Annotated in this window: 15 protein-coding genes; 12 read left to right on the forward strand and 3 right to left on the reverse strand. The window is 64.5% G+C overall.

From position 1 onward, the window contains the following. The 3 genes from Q3C01_RS16725 to Q3C01_RS16735 all read right to left on the reverse strand — a co-directional run bounded on the left by Q3C01_RS16725 (position 1) and on the right by Q3C01_RS16735 (position 3,412). The gene (locus tag Q3C01_RS16725; protein ID WP_458146414.1) at positions 1 to 1,011 is read right to left on the reverse strand and encodes a branched-chain amino acid ABC transporter permease; all 1,011 of its coding nucleotides are present in this window, start codon (positions 1,009 to 1,011) and stop codon (positions 1 to 3) included. A gap of 195 nt (positions 1,012 to 1,206) precedes the next feature. Then, a complete protein-coding gene (locus tag Q3C01_RS16730; protein WP_458146415.1) occupies positions 1,207 to 2,034 on the reverse strand; it encodes a helix-turn-helix domain-containing protein in 828 nt (275 codons plus the stop codon). A 127-nt stretch (positions 2,035 to 2,161) separates the two neighbouring features. Beyond that, positions 2,162 to 3,412, reverse strand: a complete 1,251-nt coding sequence (locus Q3C01_RS16735; RefSeq protein ID WP_458146416.1) for an ABC transporter substrate-binding protein — start codon at positions 3,410 to 3,412, stop codon at positions 2,162 to 2,164. Between the two features lie 324 nt (positions 3,413 to 3,736). Between Q3C01_RS16735 and Q3C01_RS16740 the strand changes: the two genes are divergently transcribed. From Q3C01_RS16740 to mmsB, 12 genes are all read left to right on the forward strand, one after another. Beyond that, complete coding sequence (locus Q3C01_RS16740; RefSeq protein ID WP_458146417.1) at positions 3,737 to 4,927, forward strand: fumarylacetoacetate hydrolase family protein; 1,191 nt, start codon at positions 3,737 to 3,739, stop codon at positions 4,925 to 4,927. 277 nt (positions 4,928 to 5,204) lie between these two features. Continuing rightward, positions 5,205 to 6,170 (forward strand): galactofuranose ABC transporter, galactofuranose-binding protein YtfQ, encoded by a 966-nt coding sequence (ytfQ, locus tag Q3C01_RS16745; RefSeq protein ID WP_458146418.1) that lies wholly within the window; start codon positions 5,205 to 5,207, stop codon positions 6,168 to 6,170. Positions 6,171 to 6,352: 182 nt separating this feature from the next. Beyond that, entirely contained in the window at positions 6,353 to 7,897 is a 1,545-nt protein-coding gene (locus Q3C01_RS16750; protein ID WP_458146419.1) for a sugar ABC transporter ATP-binding protein, read from the forward strand. Next, positions 7,894 to 8,886 (forward strand): ABC transporter permease, encoded by a 993-nt coding sequence (locus Q3C01_RS16755; RefSeq protein ID WP_458146420.1) that lies wholly within the window; start codon positions 7,894 to 7,896, stop codon positions 8,884 to 8,886. The genes Q3C01_RS16750 and Q3C01_RS16755 overlap by 4 nt, the downstream gene beginning before the upstream one ends. Continuing rightward, entirely contained in the window at positions 8,883 to 9,863 is a 981-nt protein-coding gene (gene yjfF, locus Q3C01_RS16760) for a galactofuranose ABC transporter, permease protein YjfF (RefSeq protein WP_458146421.1), read from the forward strand. Before Q3C01_RS16755 ends, yjfF begins: the two co-directional genes overlap by 4 nt. Beyond that, entirely contained in the window at positions 9,860 to 10,630 is a 771-nt protein-coding gene (locus Q3C01_RS16765) for a FadR/GntR family transcriptional regulator (protein WP_458146422.1), read from the forward strand. Before yjfF ends, Q3C01_RS16765 begins: the two co-directional genes overlap by 4 nt. A 2-nt stretch (positions 10,631 to 10,632) precedes the next feature. Beyond that, positions 10,633 to 11,559 carry a Gfo/Idh/MocA family protein gene (locus tag Q3C01_RS16770; protein ID WP_458146423.1) on the forward strand — a complete coding sequence of 309 codons (927 nt, stop codon included), beginning with the start codon at positions 10,633 to 10,635 and terminating at the stop codon, positions 11,557 to 11,559. 2 nt (positions 11,560 to 11,561) lie between these two features. Further along, the gene (locus Q3C01_RS16775) at positions 11,562 to 12,638 is read left to right on the forward strand and encodes an aldose epimerase family protein (protein WP_458146424.1); all 1,077 of its coding nucleotides are present in this window, start codon (positions 11,562 to 11,564) and stop codon (positions 12,636 to 12,638) included. After that, entirely contained in the window at positions 12,635 to 13,516 is an 882-nt protein-coding gene (locus tag Q3C01_RS16780; protein WP_458146425.1) for an SMP-30/gluconolactonase/LRE family protein, read from the forward strand. Before Q3C01_RS16775 ends, Q3C01_RS16780 begins: the two co-directional genes overlap by 4 nt. Before the next feature lie 74 nt (positions 13,517 to 13,590). Continuing rightward, the gene (gene chvE / locus Q3C01_RS16785) at positions 13,591 to 14,664 is read left to right on the forward strand and encodes a multiple monosaccharide ABC transporter substrate-binding protein (protein WP_458146426.1); all 1,074 of its coding nucleotides are present in this window, start codon (positions 13,591 to 13,593) and stop codon (positions 14,662 to 14,664) included. Positions 14,665 to 14,845: 181 nt separating this feature from the next. After that, complete coding sequence (gene mmsA / locus Q3C01_RS16790) at positions 14,846 to 16,423, forward strand: multiple monosaccharide ABC transporter ATP-binding protein (protein ID WP_458146427.1); 1,578 nt, start codon at positions 14,846 to 14,848, stop codon at positions 16,421 to 16,423. Continuing rightward, complete coding sequence (gene mmsB / locus Q3C01_RS16795) at positions 16,420 to 17,610, forward strand: multiple monosaccharide ABC transporter permease (RefSeq protein ID WP_458146428.1); 1,191 nt, start codon at positions 16,420 to 16,422, stop codon at positions 17,608 to 17,610. The genes mmsA and mmsB overlap by 4 nt, the downstream gene beginning before the upstream one ends. The last annotated feature ends 26 nt before the right edge of the window (positions 17,611 to 17,636 follow it).

Genomic DNA, 17,636 nt, shown 5'->3' on the forward strand with positions numbered 1-17,636 from the left:
TCAGCGCCTCGCCAGCAGGCCTTGCGGCCGGAGCGCCAGCACCAGCACCATGATCAGGAAGGTCACGACGATCGCATAGGTCGGGATGTAGACCGAGCCGAGCTGCTCGGCGAGGCCGATGATCAGCGCGCCGAGCGCCGCGCCGGGGATCGAGCCCATCCCGCCGACGATCACGACCACGAGCGAGGCGAGCAGGAAGCGGATGTCCTCACCGGGCGATAGCGATTGAAACGTGCCGCCGACGACGCCGGCAATGCCGGCGAGCCCGGCGCCGAGCGCAAAGACCAGCACGAACACGACCTGGATGCGTACACCGGTCGCGGCCAGGATGTCGCGGTCATCGACCCCGGCGCGGATGATCATCCCGATCCGCGTGCGGTTGAGCGCCAGCCACATCGCGATGCCGATCACCACGGACGCGGCGAAGATCACGAGCCGCACCAGGGGGTAGCGCAGATAGACCGGCTCGCCCGAGGATTTGAGCGCCGTGATCAGCGGCAGCTCGACGGGACCGATCAGCCAGCTCGGGGTCTGGATCTGGTAGAAGTCGCCACCGGCGGCCCATAGCATGAGATCGGCGAACACGATCGAGAGCCCGATCGTCACCATCGTCTGGCGCAGGTCCTGGCCCTCCATGCGGCGGAAGACGATGACCTGGAGCAGGATGCCGACCAGCGCCGTCAGTATGAAGGCGATGATGAAGCTGAGGACCCACGACCCGGTCGAGGCGCTGATGGCATAGCCGATATAACCGCCGAACAGATAGAGCGAGCCGTGCGCGAGGTTGACGTTGCGCATCAGGCCGAAGATCAGGGTGAAGCCGCTTGCGACCAGGAAGTAGAGACCGCCGAGCGTAATGCCGTTGAAGACGGCGTTGAGGAACACCCGCTTGCGGCCGATCGCCTCTTCCAGTCCCGGCGGCCAGACCGCGAAGATCAGCCACAGCGCGAGCGCAATCGCGATGATGACGATCAGCGCCCAGGCGGGATGGCGTTCGACGAAGCGGGTCATGGCAGCCGCTCCACCGCGGAGGCGCCGCGCCGACGATCATCCCGATGCAGGTCAGACAGCCCTGAGCAGGCTGCGTACCACGCCATGGACGTGCATCTCCCTGGGCTCGCGTTCCTCTTTCGGGATCGCGTTCCGCGTATCCTAGCGAGGACACAAGGAGAGTGTTTGATCGAGAGTATCTTTTCGCGCGCGGCTTTACGCGCGCAAAACCTTGGCGGCGCGGCGATAATCGGTCGGCGCCATGCCGACATTGGCAGCGAAGAAGCGGGTGAAACCGCTCTGCGAGGAGAAGCCGAGATCGAAGCCGATATCGGCGATCGGCGCTTCGCTCGCGACCAGCGCCTCCAGCGCCTGCTCCATGATCAGCGTGTTGAGATAGAGATGCGGGGTCACGCCGGTCTGGGTGCGGAACAGGCGGTAGAAATGCGGCCTCGACAGGCCGGATTCACGCGCGATGGTGTCGAGCTCCATCTCGGCGCCCGGGCTTTCCGACATCAGCCTGATGCATTTGCGCACGCGGAAGTCGGTGACGGCGCCGGCCGCGCGGGCGTCGCGCGTGATTTCGGCCTGCTGCCAGCTTTCGTCGTAGCAAATGTCGATCAGCCGCCTGAGCTCGGAGTCGAGGCTCGAGAGCGATGGGGCGCCGCACACCAGCGCTGCGGTCCTTCGGATGTGCTTGTCGAGCGCCGGCGTGCGCTTGAATTGGGTGCGGCCAAAACGCAGCCGGTCCGCGCCGGGTGCATCGGGCGCGAACCACTCGGCGTTGACGTAGAGCACGAAGAAGATCGCGCCGGCGTCGAGATCGGAGGGCAGGAAGTTGTGCGGTTCCCAGGGATTGACGGCGACGACGGAAGTTTCATTGAGCTGGAAGCGTCCGTCGCAAACATCGATGCACGCGGGCATGCCGCCGACATGAAATATCAGATGACCCTCGCGATGCGCGTGGATGTTGAAAGGGCGGTTCAACTGATAGACCGTCGCCCGACCAAACCGGCCGTGGAAGACGGCGAGCGCCCGGCTCATGCCATCCCCTCCCGATGTTGTCTTGTTTTGCCGTTAGCGTTCAACAACCGGGGAGAGATTGCAAGGGCGGTGAGATCCGCGCCTCGCAAATCGCTCCCCGGTCGCCGCAGTTGCGAACGTGATTGCGTCAGTACTTCTTACATTCTGGCACTGTACGGCTCGGCAATCCGATCTTGGCAAATACCGCCGGATCGTAGCCGAGGGTCTGGTTCACGTTCGGGATCACCTTCACGACCTTCGAGAACAGCGCGCCCTTGCCGTCATCGACGACCTCGGTCACGAAGTTGGTGCCGATCGCCTGGCGGTTGGAGTCGAGCTTGATCTTGCCGTTCGGCGCATCGAGCTCGATCTTTGCCAGCGCAGCCTTGTACTTCGACTGATTGTCGCTGAGGTCGCCGTTGACCTGGCGCAGCGCGAGGATCAGCGCCATGGTCGAGCCGTAATAGTTGGTCGCGAGCAGCGACGGGCTCGGGAAGCGCTTGTTAGGCGGGAAGGCGTCCTGATAGTCCTTCACGAACTTCTGCCAGCCCGGATCCTCCCAGGTGTCGGCCTGGCCGCTCGCCGCCAGCGTTCCGATCAGCGCGTTCTTGGCGTTGCCCTTGGAGGACAGGATGGTCTGGTCGATCATGATCGAGCCGCCCATCAGGTGCGCCTTGCCGCCGGCCTGCTGGTACTGGTTGAGGAAGTTGACGGCGTCGGCGCCGCCCAGGCCCAGATAGATCGCGTCGACATCGTCAGGCAGCGCGGCGATCACCGAGGCAAAGTCCTTGGTACCGAGCGGCACCCACTGCCGATTGGTGACCTGTCCGCCCATGCCGCAGAATTCGAGCACGAGGCCGAACACCTGCGTGTAGATGAAGGAATAGTCTTCGCCGACCGTCGCGATCTTGCGATAGCCCTTGTTCTCATAGGCATATCTGCCGAGGCCCACCTGCCACTGTGCGCCGTCCATGTTGTAGCGGAAGAAATTCGGCGCGGGATCGACATAGGTCGTTTCCTGCGCGCCCGAGGCCGCGTTGATGAACGTCAGCTCGGGATGGGTTTTGGCGAAATTCTTCACCGCGATGCCTTCGTCGCCGGACAGCGGCGAGAGCAGGATCTGCACCTTGTCCTGCTCGATCAGCTTGCGCACCGCACGCACGGCGGAGTCGGGTGTTGCGTCGGTCGAGGCGATGACGAATTCGAGTTCCTTGTCGCCGACTTTCTTGCCGAGCACGTTGAGCGCCGTCTGGAAGCCGCGGATGCCGTCCTCGCCGAGCACAGTGTAGGTGCCTTCGAGGGTTGCGGTGACGCCGACCTTGATCTTCTCCTGAGCCATTGCTGCGCCCGAAAGCAACAGGCTGCTCAGCGCGATAAGTCCCACACTGCCTTTCAACATTGCTCTCCTCCCTGTGTCGTCATTATTCATCGTCATTATTCATTCGCCGGAAGCTCGTTGGCACGAGGCACACGGTTCTTGAGTGAAGGCTAACCGAACTCGGATGCAGCGCACGCGTCGGAGCCATGCGTGGCTTAACGGGCAGTCTCATTTTGAATGTTGCGTCGCAAATGGTTCCGCGGTGCAATAGGCGAGGGCGCCCGGCGCGGTTGCATCGTATGCTGCCAGTGGCGGAGCGGCCGCAAATGGTGTTTTTGGTGCTGGCGAGCGGCGCGCCTCTCGTGCCGTCTGCGCGTGACAACGAATGAGAAAAGGACCGATGCAATGAAGTCGGAAACGGCCAGGATGACACTGACGGCGAAGGATGTCTTGCCGGAGGACGGGACGCGCGGCACGCTGGTTGGCCGCGTCTGGTTGCCGCAGGTCAATGGTCCCGCCGTGGTCGCGGTCCGCAGCGACGGCGTGTTCGACGTCACCGCGCGGTTTGCAACCGTCAGCGCGCTGTGCGAGGAGGCCGATCCGGCAAAGGCGGTGGGCGAGACCAGGGGCGAGCGGATCGGCGATCTCGAGGCGATCGCAGCCAACACGCCGCCCGATCAACGCGACCGGCAAAAGCCCTGGTTGCTGGCGCCGGTCGATCTCCAAACCCTGAAGGCCGCCGGCGTGACCTTTGCCGTCTCCATGCTCGAGCGCGTGATCGAGGAGCGGGCAAAGGGCAATCCGGCATCGGCCGAAGCGATCCGGAAAGAGGTGACGCGGCTCATTGGCGACGATCTGTCGAAGCTCAAGCCCGGCTCGGACGGGGCGATGCGGCTGAAGCAGGTGCTGATCGAGCAGAACGCCTGGAGCCAGTATCTCGAAGTCGGCATCGGCCCCGATGCGGAAGTCTTCACCAAGGCGCCGGTGCTATCGTCGGTCGGCGCCGGCATGGATGCCGGGCTGCATCCGAAATCGACCTGGAACAATCCCGAGCCGGAGCTGGTGCTGTTCGTCTCGAGCCGCGGCAAGATCGTCGGCGGTGCGCTCGGCAATGACGTGAACCTGCGCGACTTCGAGGGACGCTCGGCGCTGCTGTTGTCGAAGGCCAAGGACAACAACGCCTCCTGCGCCATCGGCCCGCTGCTGCGGCTGTTCGACGACACCTTCTCCCTCGATGACGCACGCAAGCTGGACATCAGCCTCAACGTGAAGGGGCAGGATGGTTTTGTGCTCAACGGCCATTCCTCGATCAGCAAGATCAGCCGCGATCCCACCGATCTCGTCGCGCAGACGATCGGCACCGTGCATCAATATCCTGACGGCTTCGTGCTGTTCCTCGGCACGATGTTCGCGCCGGTCGAGGATCGCGATGCGCCGGGGCAGGGGTTCACCCACAAGCCCGACGACATCGTCACGATCGCAGCCCCCGAGCTCGGCAAGCTCACCAACCGCATGCGCACAAGCGACGCGTGCGAGCCCTGGAGCTTCGGCATCGGTGCGCTCATGAAGAACCTTGCTCAGCGGAAGCTGCTGTAACGCCCCGGGCGCCAGCATCGGGTAAGATGACGTGCGAAGCCGGTGCTGGCCTTGCCTCCGCAAAAAATGTCGAAAACAACCCCATGCAAAGTAGGGCCACGGGGTGCGAGGCGGCGTGCCAGCGTCAAAATCTCGGATCAGTCATATAGTCAAATAATATGACTATACACCGTTGAGCTTCCATGAAATGGTGCCTCCCGCCGCCCAGAGGGGCGGTCTAGCAGGTGCCATGATACCGATTGGCATCCGAGATAAACATTTTTGGGAGACACGCCTGATGACCCTCAAAGCCCTCTTTGCGGCCAGCGCCACCGCCGCACTGCTGCTTTCGCTGCCGGCCAATGCCGGCCAGCTCACCATCGGTTTTTCGCAGATCGGATCGGAATCCGGATGGCGCGCCGCGGAGACCTCGGTCTCCAAGCAGGAAGCGGCCAAGCGCCAGGTCAACCTGAAGATCGCCGACGCGCAGCAGAAGCAGGAGAACCAGATCAAGGCGATCCGGTCCTTCATCGCGCAGAACGTGGACGCGATCTTCCTCGCACCGGTCGTCTCGACCGGATGGGACGCGGTGCTGAAGGAGGCCAAGGAAGCCAAGATCCCGGTCGTGCTGCTCGACCGCGACATCGATCCCTCCGGCAAGGACCTCTATCTCACCGCGGTCACCTCGGACAGCGTGCACGAAGGTGAGGTTGCCGGCGAGTGGCTCGCCAAGACGGTCGGCGAGAAGGCCTGCAACGTCGTCGAATTGCAGGGCACGGTCGGTGCCAGCGTCGCCACCAACCGCAAGAAGGGCTTTGACGCCGTCGTCGCCAAGCATCCGAACCTGAAGGTGGTGCGTAGCCAGACCGGCGACTTCACCCGCGCCAAGGGCAAGGAAGTGATGGAGAGCTTCATCAAGGCCGAAGGCGGCGGCAAGTCGATCTGCGCGGTCTATGCGCATAATGACGACATGATGGTCGGCGCGATCCAGGCCATGAAGGAAGCCGGCCTCAAGCCCGGCAAGGACGTCCTGACCGTCTCGATCGACGCGGTTCCCGACATCTTCAAGGCGATGGCCGCAGGCGAAGCCAATGCCACGGTGGAGCTGACGCCGAACATGGCCGGGCCGGCGCTCGACGTCATCGCCGCCTTCAAGGACAAGGGCACCGTTCCACCGAAGTGGATCCAGACGGAATCGAAGCTCTACACCGCCTCCGACGATCCGCAGAAGGTCTATGACAGCAAGAAGGGCCTCGGTTACTGAGCCCTATCGTGCGCCGCTGTGGCGGGCGAGCATGATCCGGAAAAGTGTGTAGCGGTTTTCCGACAAGACCATGCTCAAACCAGTCGCTCCAGTGGCGCACCCCCCTTCGAAACTGCTAAGCGTGGTGAATTGGCTGGACGTCCGCAACCCCACAAGCGGACGCCGGCGGGAGTGACGTCGCAATGGAGACCGGCCCGGATTCTGCCCCTTGTCTGCTGGAGGTGCGCGGGATCAGCAAGAGTTTTGGCGCTGTGCATGCGTTGCAGGACGTTGATTTCACGCTTCGTGCCGGCGAGATCCATGCCCTGCTCGGTGAGAACGGCGCCGGCAAGTCCACGCTGATCAAGGTGGTCACCGGCGTATTCCCGCGCGATGCGGGAATCGTTCGGCTCGGTGGCGTCGAGGTCGCGCCACGATCGTCGAAGGCGGCGCTGCAAGCTGGTATTGCCACCGTCTACCAGGAAGTAAATCTGCTGCCCAATCTGTCGGTGGCGCAGAATCTTTTTCTCGACCGGCAACCGATGCGCTTCGGCATCGTCCGCGAAGGCGAGATGCGGCGGCGCGCAAAGGCGCTGCTCGCCGAGTTCGGCCTCGACATTGACGTGGCGGCGCCGCTCGGCAACTACTCCGTCGCGATCCAGCACGTCACCGCGATCGCTCGCGCCGTCGACCTGTCGGCGCGGGTTCTCATTCTCGACGAGCCGACCGCGAGCCTCGACCGCCACGAGGTCGAGATTCTCTTCAAGATCATGCGACAGCTTGCCGGCCGCGGCATTGGCATCGTCTTCGTCAGCCACTTCCTCGACCAGGTCTACGAAATCTCCGACCGCATCACCGTCCTGCGCAACGGCCGCCTGGTCGGCGAGCGCGAGACCGCATCGCTGTCGCGCCTCGAACTCATCCGCATGATGCTCGGTCGCGAGCTTGCGGAGACCACTAGCGCACGCTCGGCTGCGAGCGAGCATCAGGCGCGTGAGATCTGCGCGAGCTTCGAAAACTACGGGAAGGCTGGCTACGTCGCGCCATTCAATCTCGAACTGCGCCATGGCGAGGTCGTAGGTCTTGCCGGTCTCCTGGGCTCGGGGAGGACCGAGACGGCGCGGCTGGTGTTCGGCGCCGAGCGTTCCGATCAGGGCCAGGTGAAAGTGGAGGGCGCGCCAGTGCGGCTGCAAACCCCGCGCGACGGCGTCCGCTACGGTTTTGGCTACTGCCCGGAGGAGCGCAAGACCGAAGGCATCGTCGCCGAGCTCACGGTGCGCGAGAACATCGTGCTCGCGCTCCAGGCCAAGCGCGGCCTTTACTTGCCACTGTCGCGCCGCGAGCAGGATGAGATCGCTGCGCGCTTCATAAAACTGCTCGACATCCGTCCGCCTGACCCCGAGCGCCCGGTCGGCCTTTTGTCCGGCGGCAATCAGCAGAAGGTGCTGCTGGCGCGCTGGCTCGCGACCTCGCCGCGGCTCCTCGTACTGGACGAGCCGACCCGTGGCATCGACGTCGGCGCGCATGCCGAGATCATCCGCCTGATCCGCGAGCTCTGCGACGACGGCCTCGCGCTGCTCGTGATCTCCTCCGAGCTCGACGAGATCGTCACCTATTCGGATCGTGTCGTCGTGCTGCGCGATCGCGTCCATGTCGAGGAGTTGCAGGGCGAGGCGATCGACGTCTCCAATATTTTGGCGGCGATCGCCGCCGACGGCAGCGCTGTCGCGCAGGAGGGCAGGCCATGACCGCTCTTCTGCCGCGCCGAGGCCTTGCCCAGATATTTGCGCTGATCGTCATCCTGGCGGTCGACCGCGCAGTCTCGCCACAATTTTTCGATCTGCGCCTTCAGGACGGGCGACTGTTCGGCAGCATGATCGACGTGCTCAATCGCGGCACGCCGGTGGCGCTGCTCTCGCTCGGCATGGTGCTTGTGATCGCCACGCGCGGCATCGATCTGTCGGTCGGTGCGGTCATGGCGATCTCGGGCGCGATCGCCGCGAGCCTAGCTGATAGCCACGGCCTGCCGGTGGTGCTGGCCGCTGCGCTCGGTGCGGGCCTTGTCTGCGGCCTCTGGAACGGCTTCCTCGTCAGCATCCTCGGCATGCAGCCGATCGTCGCGACGCTGATCCTGATGGTCGCCGGCCGTGGCATCGCCCAGCTCATCACCGAGGGGCGCATCGTGACCTTCACCTCGCCCGATCTGGTCTGGCTCGGCAACGGCGCCATCCTTGGCGTTCCCGTGCCGGTCGCGATTGCCGTGGGGATGCTGATCCTCACCGGCGCCGTGGTGCGCGGCTCTGCGCTCGGGCTCCTGATCGAGGCGACCGGCGGCAATGCGCGCGCGAGCGAGCTCGCCGGCGTCGGCACGCGCGCCATGATTTTGGCCGTCTATGTCTGGTGCGGCGTGTGCGCGGCGCTCGCCGGCGTGATCGCCGCAGCCGACATCATGGGGGCTGATGCCAACAATGCCGGCCTTTGGCTCGAGCTCGATGCGATCCTGGCCGTCGTCATTGGCGGAACCTCGTTGTTCGGCGGCCGCTTCAGCCTCTTGCTCGCCGTGCTCGGCGCGCTCATCATCCAGACGATGAACACGGGCATTCTCTTGTCGGGCTATCCCCCGGAATTCAACCTCCTGGTCAAGGCCGTGGTGGTGCTGGCGGTGCTGCTGTTGCAATCGCCGAAGCTGACCGGTATGGCCGGCATCGTGGCGCGTATCCGGGGGACGAAAGCATGAAAGGCCTGCCGCCCGTCCTCATTACGGCCATCGTGCTCGTCGCGGGCTTCGTGCTCTGCGCGCTGCAATTTTCCAACATTGCCTCGACCCGCGTGGTCTGCAATCTCCTCACTGACAACGCCTTCCTCGGCATCGTCGCGACCGGCATGACCTTCGTGATCATCTCGGGCGGAATCGACCTGTCGGTCGGCTCGGTGATCGGCTTTACCACCGTGTTCGTCGCGCTCGCGATCGAGCGCTGGGGCATGCCGCCGCTGGTCGCCTTCGTGGCGATCCTGGCGCTGTCCGCGGCCTTCGGCGCGGCGATGGGCGCCGTCATCCATCTGTTCGACCTGCCGCCGTTCATCGTCACGCTGGCCGGCATGTTCCTCGCGCGTGGCGCGAGCTTCCTGCTCTCGACGGAATCGGTGCCGATCACGGCGCCGATCTATTCGACGGTCTCGGACTTTGCGCTGCGACTGCCGGGAGGTGGACGACTGACGGCGGTTGCAATCATCATGCTGGTCATCGTGATCGGTGGCGCGCTGCTGCTGCAACTCACCCGCTTCGGCGCGAACGTCTATGCGCTCGGTGGCAGCCGGGTCACGGCGAGCCTGATGGGTATTGCCGTCGGCAAAATGACGATCCGCATCTACATGCTGTCGAGCCTGCTCGCAGGCATCGCCGGCATCGTCTTTTCCTTCTACACCGGCGCCGGCTATTCGCTCTCCGCCGTCGGCGTCGAGCTCGACACCATCGCTGCGGTGGTGATCGGTGGCACGCTGCTCACGGGCGGGCAGGGCTCGGTGGTCGGAACGTTCCTCGGCGTCCTCATTCAGGGCCTGATCCAGACCTACATCAATTTCGACGGGACACTGTCGAGCTGGTGGACCAAGATCGCGACCGGCGTTCTGCTGTTCGCCTTCATCGCTCTCCAGCAAGTCATGATCGCGATCGCGCGCCGGCCGACCGTGAGACCCGCGGGAGCCACGCCATGACCTCGCGCATCGTCGTCATCCCGACGCGGCGGGCCCATTCCAACCATGCGGAAGTGTCCCGCTCGATCGGCGTCGACATCATTGCCGGCCGCTATGCCGAAGGTACGCGGCTGCCTGGTGATGCCGAGCTGACCTCGATGTTCGGTGTCTCGCGGCCGGTGCTGCGCGAGAGCGTGAAGACGCTCGTGGCAAAAGGCCTGCTCACCACCAAGGCGCGGGTCGGCACCGTCGTGCGCGAGCGCGGCGCCTGGAACATGTTCGACGCCGACGTGCTGGCCTGGCATCTCGACGCCGGCATCGACAAACGCTTCCTCAACGACCTCGCCGAGATCCGTCTCGCGGTCGAGCCGCGCGCAGCGATGCTCGCGGCTGCACGGCGCTCGGAGGAGGACCTCGCTGAGCTCAGGCGCAGCATGGATCGCATGCGGCGCGAAGCATCCGATTCCGCCGCCTTCGCCGATGCGGACCTCGCCCTGCACGTTGCGGTCGCGCGGGCGTCGGGCAATCTGTTCATGCGCTCGATCGGCCATGTCATTGAAGCTGCCTTGCGAGCGTCCTTCCTGCTCAGCGCGCCGGTCGAGGTCGAGGATCGCGACACGGTGCTGCTCTGGCACCAGAAGATCGTCGATTCGATCGCGGCGGGCGACGTCGAGGCCGCCTCGGCCGCCATGGTCTTCGTCATCCACAATGGCATGAGCCGTCATGAAGGCACGGTGATCGAGACGGCGCCGGCTCAGGCGACGTCATCGGCGCAATCTGGAGAATAAAAGTGACTGAACTTCGCATCGCCATCGTCGGCTTCGGCAAGATCGCGCGAGACCAGCACGTCGCCGCGATCGCGGCAACACCGGGCACAAGCCTTGTCGCCATCGCGAGCCGCAATGCCTCGCTGCCGGACCTGCCGCATTTCGCCAGCATCGAGGAGCTGCTGGCAAAGGGCCCGCCGATCGATGCGGTATCGCTGTGCACGCCACCGCAGGTGCGCCGCGCGCAGGCCGTCGCGGCGCTTGCCGCCGGAAAGCATGTCATGTTGGAGAAGCCACCGGGCCTCAGCCTCGGCGAACTCGATCCGCTGGTCATGAAGGCTAAAGATGCGAAGCGGACGCTGTTTGCGACCTGGCATTCGCGCTTTGCCCCCGCCGTCGAGCCGGCGCGGCAATGGCTCGCCGCGCGCCGGATCAACTCCGTCCACATAAGCTGGAAGGAAGACGTCCGCGTCTGGCATCCGGGGCAGGGCTGGATCTGGGAGCCGGGCGGGCTCGGCGTATTCGATCCCGGCATCAATGCGCTCTCGATCCTGACCCGCATCCTGCCGCGCCAGGTGTTCGTGACGGCGGCGGACTTGTCGTTCCCAGCCAATCGCGACGCGCCGATTGCGGCGAATTTGGCGCTCACCGACGCAGGCGGCCTGCCGATCACGGCCGAGTTCGACTTCCGACAGACCGGCCCGCAGAGCTGGGACATCGTAGCCGAGACCGATCAGGGCCGGATGACGCTGTCGGGCGGCGGCGCCCGCATGGCGGTCGACGGCAAAGCCCTTGCGGAAGAGCCGGAAGCCGAATATCGCGGGCTCTACCGGCGTTTCGTCGAGCTTGCGGCGACGGGGGAGAGCGATGTCGACCTGACGCCGTTCCGTCTCGTCGCCGACGCCTTCATGCTCGGCAAGCGCAACGTCGTCGAACCGTTCGTGGAATGATCATGGCAGGCAGCAGCATCACAAAGGACGTCTTCGGAACGCTGCCGGATGGCCGTGCCGTCGAGCGCGTGGTGCTGCGCGGGCAGGGCGGTTTCGAAGCGCGCATCATCACTCATGGTGCGGTGATTCAGGCGCTGATCGCCCCGGATGCCAAGGGCGCTACCGACGACGTCGTGCTCGGCTATGACGACTTCGCCGGTTATCTCGCTGAACGGAAGTTTTTCGGTGCAACCGTCGGCCGCTACGCCAACCGTATCGCGGACGCGCGCTTCGTGCTCGATGGCGAGACGGTGCAACTCGCCGCCAACAACGGCCCGAACGCGCTGCACGGGGGCCTGGACGGCTTTGACCGCAAGCTCTGGCAGATCGCCGACGTCTCTGACGGCGCGGAGCCTGCGGTCACGCTCACTTACACGAGCGAGCACGGTGAGGAAGGTTACCCCGGCCGGCTCGACGTTCGTCTCAGCTATCGCGTGACCGGACCTGCGGAGCTGTCGGTCAGCATGGAGGCGAGGAGCGATCGTCCGACGATCGTCAATCTCACCAATCACAGCTTCTTCAATCTGGAAGGGGCGACGTCGGGGACGCCGATCCTCGACCACAAGCTCATGGTCGCCGCTGATCATTTCCTGGCGATCGATCCGACCGCGATCCCGCTGGCGGGGCCGCCGCACGCGGTTGCCGGCACGCCATTCGACTTCCGGACGCCGACCGCGGTCGGTGCGCGGATCCGTCAGAGCGATCAGCAATTGCGCAACGGCAAGGGCTACGATCACACGTTCTGCCTTCCGCTTGACGGCAGCTTGCGTCTTGCTGCGCGTGTGGAGGCGCCGCGCTCGGGGCGCGTCATGGAGCTGTTCACGGACCAGCCGGGCTTGCAGGTCTATTCCGGCAACTACCTCGACGGCTCGGTGGCGGGCAAGGGCGGCCGGTTGTATAGGCAGTCCGACGCGCTGTGCCTCGAGCCGCACATCTGGCCGAATTCGCCGAACCGGCCGGATTTCCCGAGCCCGCGTCTTGCACCCGGCAGCGTTTACAAGCACCGCACCGTGTATCGCTTTGGGGTGAGCTCGCCATGACCGAGCAGGTGCCGACCTCTGTCCTGTGCGCCGAGCATTGCCATCTCGGCGAGGGGCCGACCTATGACGTCGCCACCGATACCGCCTGGTGGTTCGACATCCGGGAAGGCCGCCTTTACGAGGCTCATCTCGGGACTGGCAATATCCGCGTCCACGCCCTCGGCCGGATGGCGAGCGGGCTCGGCCGCATCGATGCCGAGCGGCAGCTGATCGTGGCCGAGGACGGCCTCTACATCCGCAGGCTAGCTGACGGCACGATGACGCTCTATCGCCCGCTGGAAGACGACAACCTGGCGACGCGGTCGAACGACGCGCGCGTGCATCAATCCGGAACGTTCTGGATCGGTACCATGGGCCGCAAGGCGGAAGCGGGCGCCGGCGCGATCTACGCGCTCCACCGCGGCAAGATCTCGATGCTGTTTCCCGGCATCAGCATTCCGAACTCGATCTGCTTCTCGCCGGACGGCGCCATCGGATATTTCGCCGACACTGCGCGGCACGTGCTCTATCGCGTTTCGCTCAATCCGGCGACGGGATTGCCGCGCGGCGAGCCGGAGGTGCTGGTGCGCCACACCGGCGTCGGCGGTCTCGACGGCTCGGTGGTCGATGCCGACGGATTGATCTGGAACGCACGCTGGGGCGGCGCCTGCGTCGACATCTATAGTCCGGAAGGCGAGCGCTTGCGCTCGCTGGCAGTGCCGGCGCTGCAGTCGAGCTGTCCCGCCTTCATCGGGCCCGATCTGTCACGCCTCCTTGTCACCTCGGCGTGGCAGGATATGGATACGGCGGCACGCGCCGCCGATCCGCAAGCCGGCTGCACCTTCATCCTCGAGGCTGCCGCGCGCGGTCGCGCGGAGCCCGACGTCAAGCTTGAATAGGAGATCCAAAGCATCACACAACACACCGAGTTCTCACCGCAACGACAACGTTCTTACACCTGAGGGAGTGAAGTATGCTGAAACTGAAGACGACCGTTCTCGCGCTCGCATTCGCGGGCGCCGCCGCGATGGCCTCATCGGCCCCTGCATTGGCCCAGGACAAGCCGACCGTTGGTATCTCGATGCCGACAAAATCATCGGCGCGCTGGATCGATGACGGCAACAACATGGTCAAGGTGCTGAAGGAGCGCGGTTACAACACCGACCTGCAATACGCCGAGGACGACATTCCGAACCAGCTCTCGCAGGTCGAGAACATGGTGACGAAGGGTGCCAAGGCGCTCGTGATCGCCGCAATCGACGGCACCACGCTCTCCGACGTGCTCAAGCAGGCCAAGGCCAAGGGCATCACCGTCATCGCTTATGACCGCCTGATCCGCGGCACGCCGAACGTCGACTACTACGCGACCTTCGACAACTTCCAGGTTGGCGTCTTGCAGGCGCAGTCGATCGAGAAGGGACTGGGCCTGAAGGAAGGCAAGGGTCCGTTCAACATCGAGCTGTTCGGCGGCTCGCCCGACGACAACAACGCCTACTTCTTCTACAACGGCGCGATGTCGGTGCTGCAGCCTTACATCGACAGCAAGAAGCTCGTCGTCGTGTCCGGCCAGATGGGCATGGACAAGGTCGCGACCTTGCGCTGGGACGGCGCTACCGCGCAGGCCCGCATGGACAACCTGCTCAGCGCCTACTACGGCAACAAGAAGGTCAACGCGGTGCTGTCGCCGTATGACGGTCTCTCGATCGGCATCATCTCGTCGCTGAAGGGCGTGGGCTACGGCAGTGCCGACCAGCCGATGCCGATCATCAGCGGCCAGGACGCCGAGGTGCCCTCGATCAAGGCGATGCTGCGCGGCGACCAGTACTCGACCATCTTCAAGGACACCCGCGACCTTGCCAAGGTGACCGCCGATATGGTCGACGCGGCGCTGGCCGGCAAGCAGGTCACGGTGAATGACACCAAGACCTATGAGAACGGCTCCAAGACCGTGCCGTCCTACCTGCTCAAGCCGGTCGTGGTCTACAAGGACAATTGGGAGAAGGTCCTGGTTGACAGCGGCTACTACAAGAAGGCGCAATTCCAGTAAGGTGCGCGCCTGCTCCCTCTCCCCGCTTGCGGGGAGAGGGTTGGGGTGAGGGGCAGTCTCCACGAGGGTGGGGATAGATGGTGTCGCGGAGACTCCCCCTCACCCGAAATCCGCGCTAAGCGCGCATTTCGACTTCTCCCCGCGAGCGGGGAGAGGTGAGCTAACGACGGGACACGAAGCCATGACGGCAATGTTGGAAATGCGCGGCGTCAGCAAGAGCTTTGCGGGCGTGCAGGCACTGCGCGACGTCAATTTCTCGGTTCAGGCCGGGGAGATCCATGCCCTGGTCGGCGAAAACGGCGCCGGAAAATCCACCCTGATGAAGGTGTTGAGCGGGGTCTACCCCCACGGCAGCTACGAAGGAACCATCGTATTCGAGGGCGAGGAGCGCCGCTTCCGCGACATCAATGATTCCGAGGCGCTCGGCATCATCATCATCCATCAGGAGTTGGCGCTGATCCCGCTGATGTCGATTGCGGAGAATATCTTTCTCTCGCATCCGCCTTCACAGCTCGGCGTCATCGACCGAGACGAGGTCTACCGCCGGACCCGGGAACTCCTGGCCCAGGTCGGTCTGAAGGAGTCGCCGGATACGCTGATCACCGATCTCGGCGTCGGCAAGCAGCAGCTGGTCGAGATCGCCAAGGCGCTCTCCAAGCGCGTGCGGATGCTGATCCTGGATGAGCCGACCGCCAGCCTCAACGAGGCCGACAGCGCCGCGCTGCTCGAGCGCCTGATGAAATTTCGCGAGCAGGGCATCGGCTCGGTCCTGATCTCCCACAAGCTGAACGAAGTCGCCAAGGTCGCCGACCACATCACGGTGCTGCGCGACGGACGCACCGTGGATGGCATCGACTGCCGGAGCGAGCAGGTCCAGGAGGACCGCATCATCCGCAGCATGGTCAACCGCGATCTCGCCCACCGATTCCCCGAGCGGAGCGCCAAGATCGGCGAGCCGGTCCTGAAGGTCGAGAACTGGTCGGTCTACCATCCGATCCATCCCGACCGGCAGGTCATCAAGAACATCAATTTCGGTGTGCGGCGCGGCGAGGTCGTCGGGATCGCCGGGCTGATGGGGGCAGGGCGCACCGAATTCGCCATGAGCCTGTTCGGCCGCTCCTGGGGCACCAATATCACCGGCCACATCCGGCTCGAGGGTAACGAGATCGTCCTGCCGAACGTGGCGGCGGCGATCGATGCCGGCCTCGCCTATGTCACCGAGGACCGCAAGCAGCTCGGCCTGATCCTGGCCGACGACGTCCGCAAGAATATTACGCTGGCCAGCCTCGACCAGGTCGCCCCCGGCAAGGTGATCGACGACATTGCCGAGCTGAAGGTGGCAAGCGACTACCGCAACCGGATGCGCATCCGCTGCTCCGACGTCTACCAGGAGACCGGCCAGCTCTCGGGCGGCAACCAGCAGAAGGTCGTGCTGTCGAAATGGCTGATGACCGACCCCAAGGTTTTGATCCTGGACGAGCCGACGAGGGGTATCGACGTCGGTGCCAAATATGAGATTTACTGTATCATCAACGAGCTGGCGGAGGCCGGTCGGGGCGTGGTGGTGATCTCGTCGGAAATGCCGGAACTGCTCGGCATCTGCGACCGCATCTGCGTCATGAACGACGGCGCTTTCGTCGGCGAGTTCGCCGGCCATGAGGCGACGCAAGAGAAGATCATGCGCGCCATCATGCGCAATGAGAGAAGCAACGGGAACGGCGTGCCTGAGGCCGCGGAGATGGGAGGAATGCAGCCATGACCGACAAGACGGTTTCGCTGCCCGAGGAGCGCCGGCACGCTGGCTTCATCAAGAACAATTTGCGCAATTACGGCATGCTGATGTCGCTGATTGCGATCATGCTGTTCTTCCAGATCATGACCGGCGGCACGCTGCTGCAGCCGCTCAATCTCACCAATCTGGTGCTGCAGAACAGCTACATCGTCATCATGGCGCTGGGCATGCTGCTCGTGATCGTCACCGGGCATATCGATCTCTCGGTCGGCTCGGTAGCCGGGTTCGTCGGCGCCGTGGCCGCGCTGCTGATGGTGAGCTATCATGTCGACTACACGGCCGCCTTCATCGCGTGCCTGCTGGTGGGCGCGGCGATCGGTGCCGCGCAGGGCTACTGGGTCGCCTATTTCAAGATTCCGTCCTTCATCGTGACGCTGGCCGGCATGCTCGTGTTCAAGGGCCTTGCGCTCGCGGTGTTGCAGGGCCAATCGCTCGGACCGTTCCCGTCGACCTTCCAGAAATTGTCCTCGGGCTTCATTCCGGAGTTCCTGCCTGAGGCCGGCACGCTGCATCCGACCTCGATGCTGATCGGCGCCGTGCTGGCCCTCGGACTGGTCTATGCTGGCGCGAAGAACCGTTCGCGCGAGCAGTCGCACGGCATCGAGGTCGAGCCCTACGCGTTCTTCCTCGGAAAGAACGTCGTGCTGGCCTGTGCGGTGCTCTATTTCACCTATCTGATCGCGACCTATCGCGGCCTGCCGAACGTGCTGGTGATCATGAGCGCACTGATCGCGCTCTACGGCTTCGTCACCCGCCGAACCGTGATCGGCCGCCAGATCTATGCCGTCGGCGGTAACGCCAAGGCGGCCAGCCTGTCGGGCATCAAGACCGAGCGGCTGACCTTCTTCACCTTCGTCAACATGGGTGTGCTGGCTGCGCTCGCCGGCCTCGTCTTCGCCGCGCGGCTCAACACCGCAACGCCGAAGGCGGGCCTTGGCTTCGAGCTCGACGTCATCGCCGCGTGCTTCATCGGCGGCGCGTCGGCCTATGGCGGCGTGGGGCGCGTCGGCGGTGCCGTGGTCGGCGCCATGATCATGGGCGTAATGAACAACGGCATGTCCATCCTCGGCATCGGCATCGACTACCAGCAGGTCATCAAGGGCCTGGTGCTGCTCGGTGCGGTCTGCATCGACGTGTACAACCAGCGGCGGTAGCCAATTCGACGGTGCCGTAGGGTGGG

It is taken from the genome of Bradyrhizobium sp. UFLA05-109, from assembly GCF_054185165.1.

Excerpts from the sequence above, each read along its gene's own strand:
- ytfQ (WP_458146418.1), top strand. The coding sequence starts at position 5,205 with ATGACCCTCAAAGCCCTCTTTGCGGCCAGCGCCACCGCCGCACTGCTG.
- Q3C01_RS16765 (WP_458146422.1), top strand. The coding sequence starts at position 9,860 with ATGACCTCGCGCATCGTCGTCATCCCGACGCGGCGGGCCCATTCCAAC.
- Q3C01_RS16750 (WP_458146419.1), top strand. The coding sequence starts at position 6,353 with ATGGAGACCGGCCCGGATTCTGCCCCTTGTCTGCTGGAGGTGCGCGGG.
- Q3C01_RS16725 (WP_458146414.1), bottom strand. The coding sequence starts at position 1,011 with ATGACCCGCTTCGTCGAACGCCATCCCGCCTGGGCGCTGATCGTCATC.
- yjfF (WP_458146421.1), top strand. The coding sequence starts at position 8,883 with ATGAAAGGCCTGCCGCCCGTCCTCATTACGGCCATCGTGCTCGTCGCG.
- Q3C01_RS16780 (WP_458146425.1), top strand. The coding sequence starts at position 12,635 with ATGACCGAGCAGGTGCCGACCTCTGTCCTGTGCGCCGAGCATTGCCAT.
- Q3C01_RS16735 (WP_458146416.1), bottom strand. The coding sequence starts at position 3,412 with ATGTTGAAAGGCAGTGTGGGACTTATCGCGCTGAGCAGCCTGTTGCTT.
- Q3C01_RS16740 (WP_458146417.1), top strand. The coding sequence starts at position 3,737 with ATGAAGTCGGAAACGGCCAGGATGACACTGACGGCGAAGGATGTCTTG.
- Q3C01_RS16775 (WP_458146424.1), top strand. The coding sequence starts at position 11,562 with ATGGCAGGCAGCAGCATCACAAAGGACGTCTTCGGAACGCTGCCGGAT.
- mmsB (WP_458146428.1), top strand. The coding sequence starts at position 16,420 with ATGACCGACAAGACGGTTTCGCTGCCCGAGGAGCGCCGGCACGCTGGC.
- mmsA (WP_458146427.1), top strand. The coding sequence starts at position 14,846 with ATGACGGCAATGTTGGAAATGCGCGGCGTCAGCAAGAGCTTTGCGGGC.
- Q3C01_RS16755 (WP_458146420.1), top strand. The coding sequence starts at position 7,894 with ATGACCGCTCTTCTGCCGCGCCGAGGCCTTGCCCAGATATTTGCGCTG.
- chvE (WP_458146426.1), top strand. The coding sequence starts at position 13,591 with ATGCTGAAACTGAAGACGACCGTTCTCGCGCTCGCATTCGCGGGCGCC.
- Q3C01_RS16730 (WP_458146415.1), bottom strand. The coding sequence starts at position 2,034 with ATGAGCCGGGCGCTCGCCGTCTTCCACGGCCGGTTTGGTCGGGCGACG.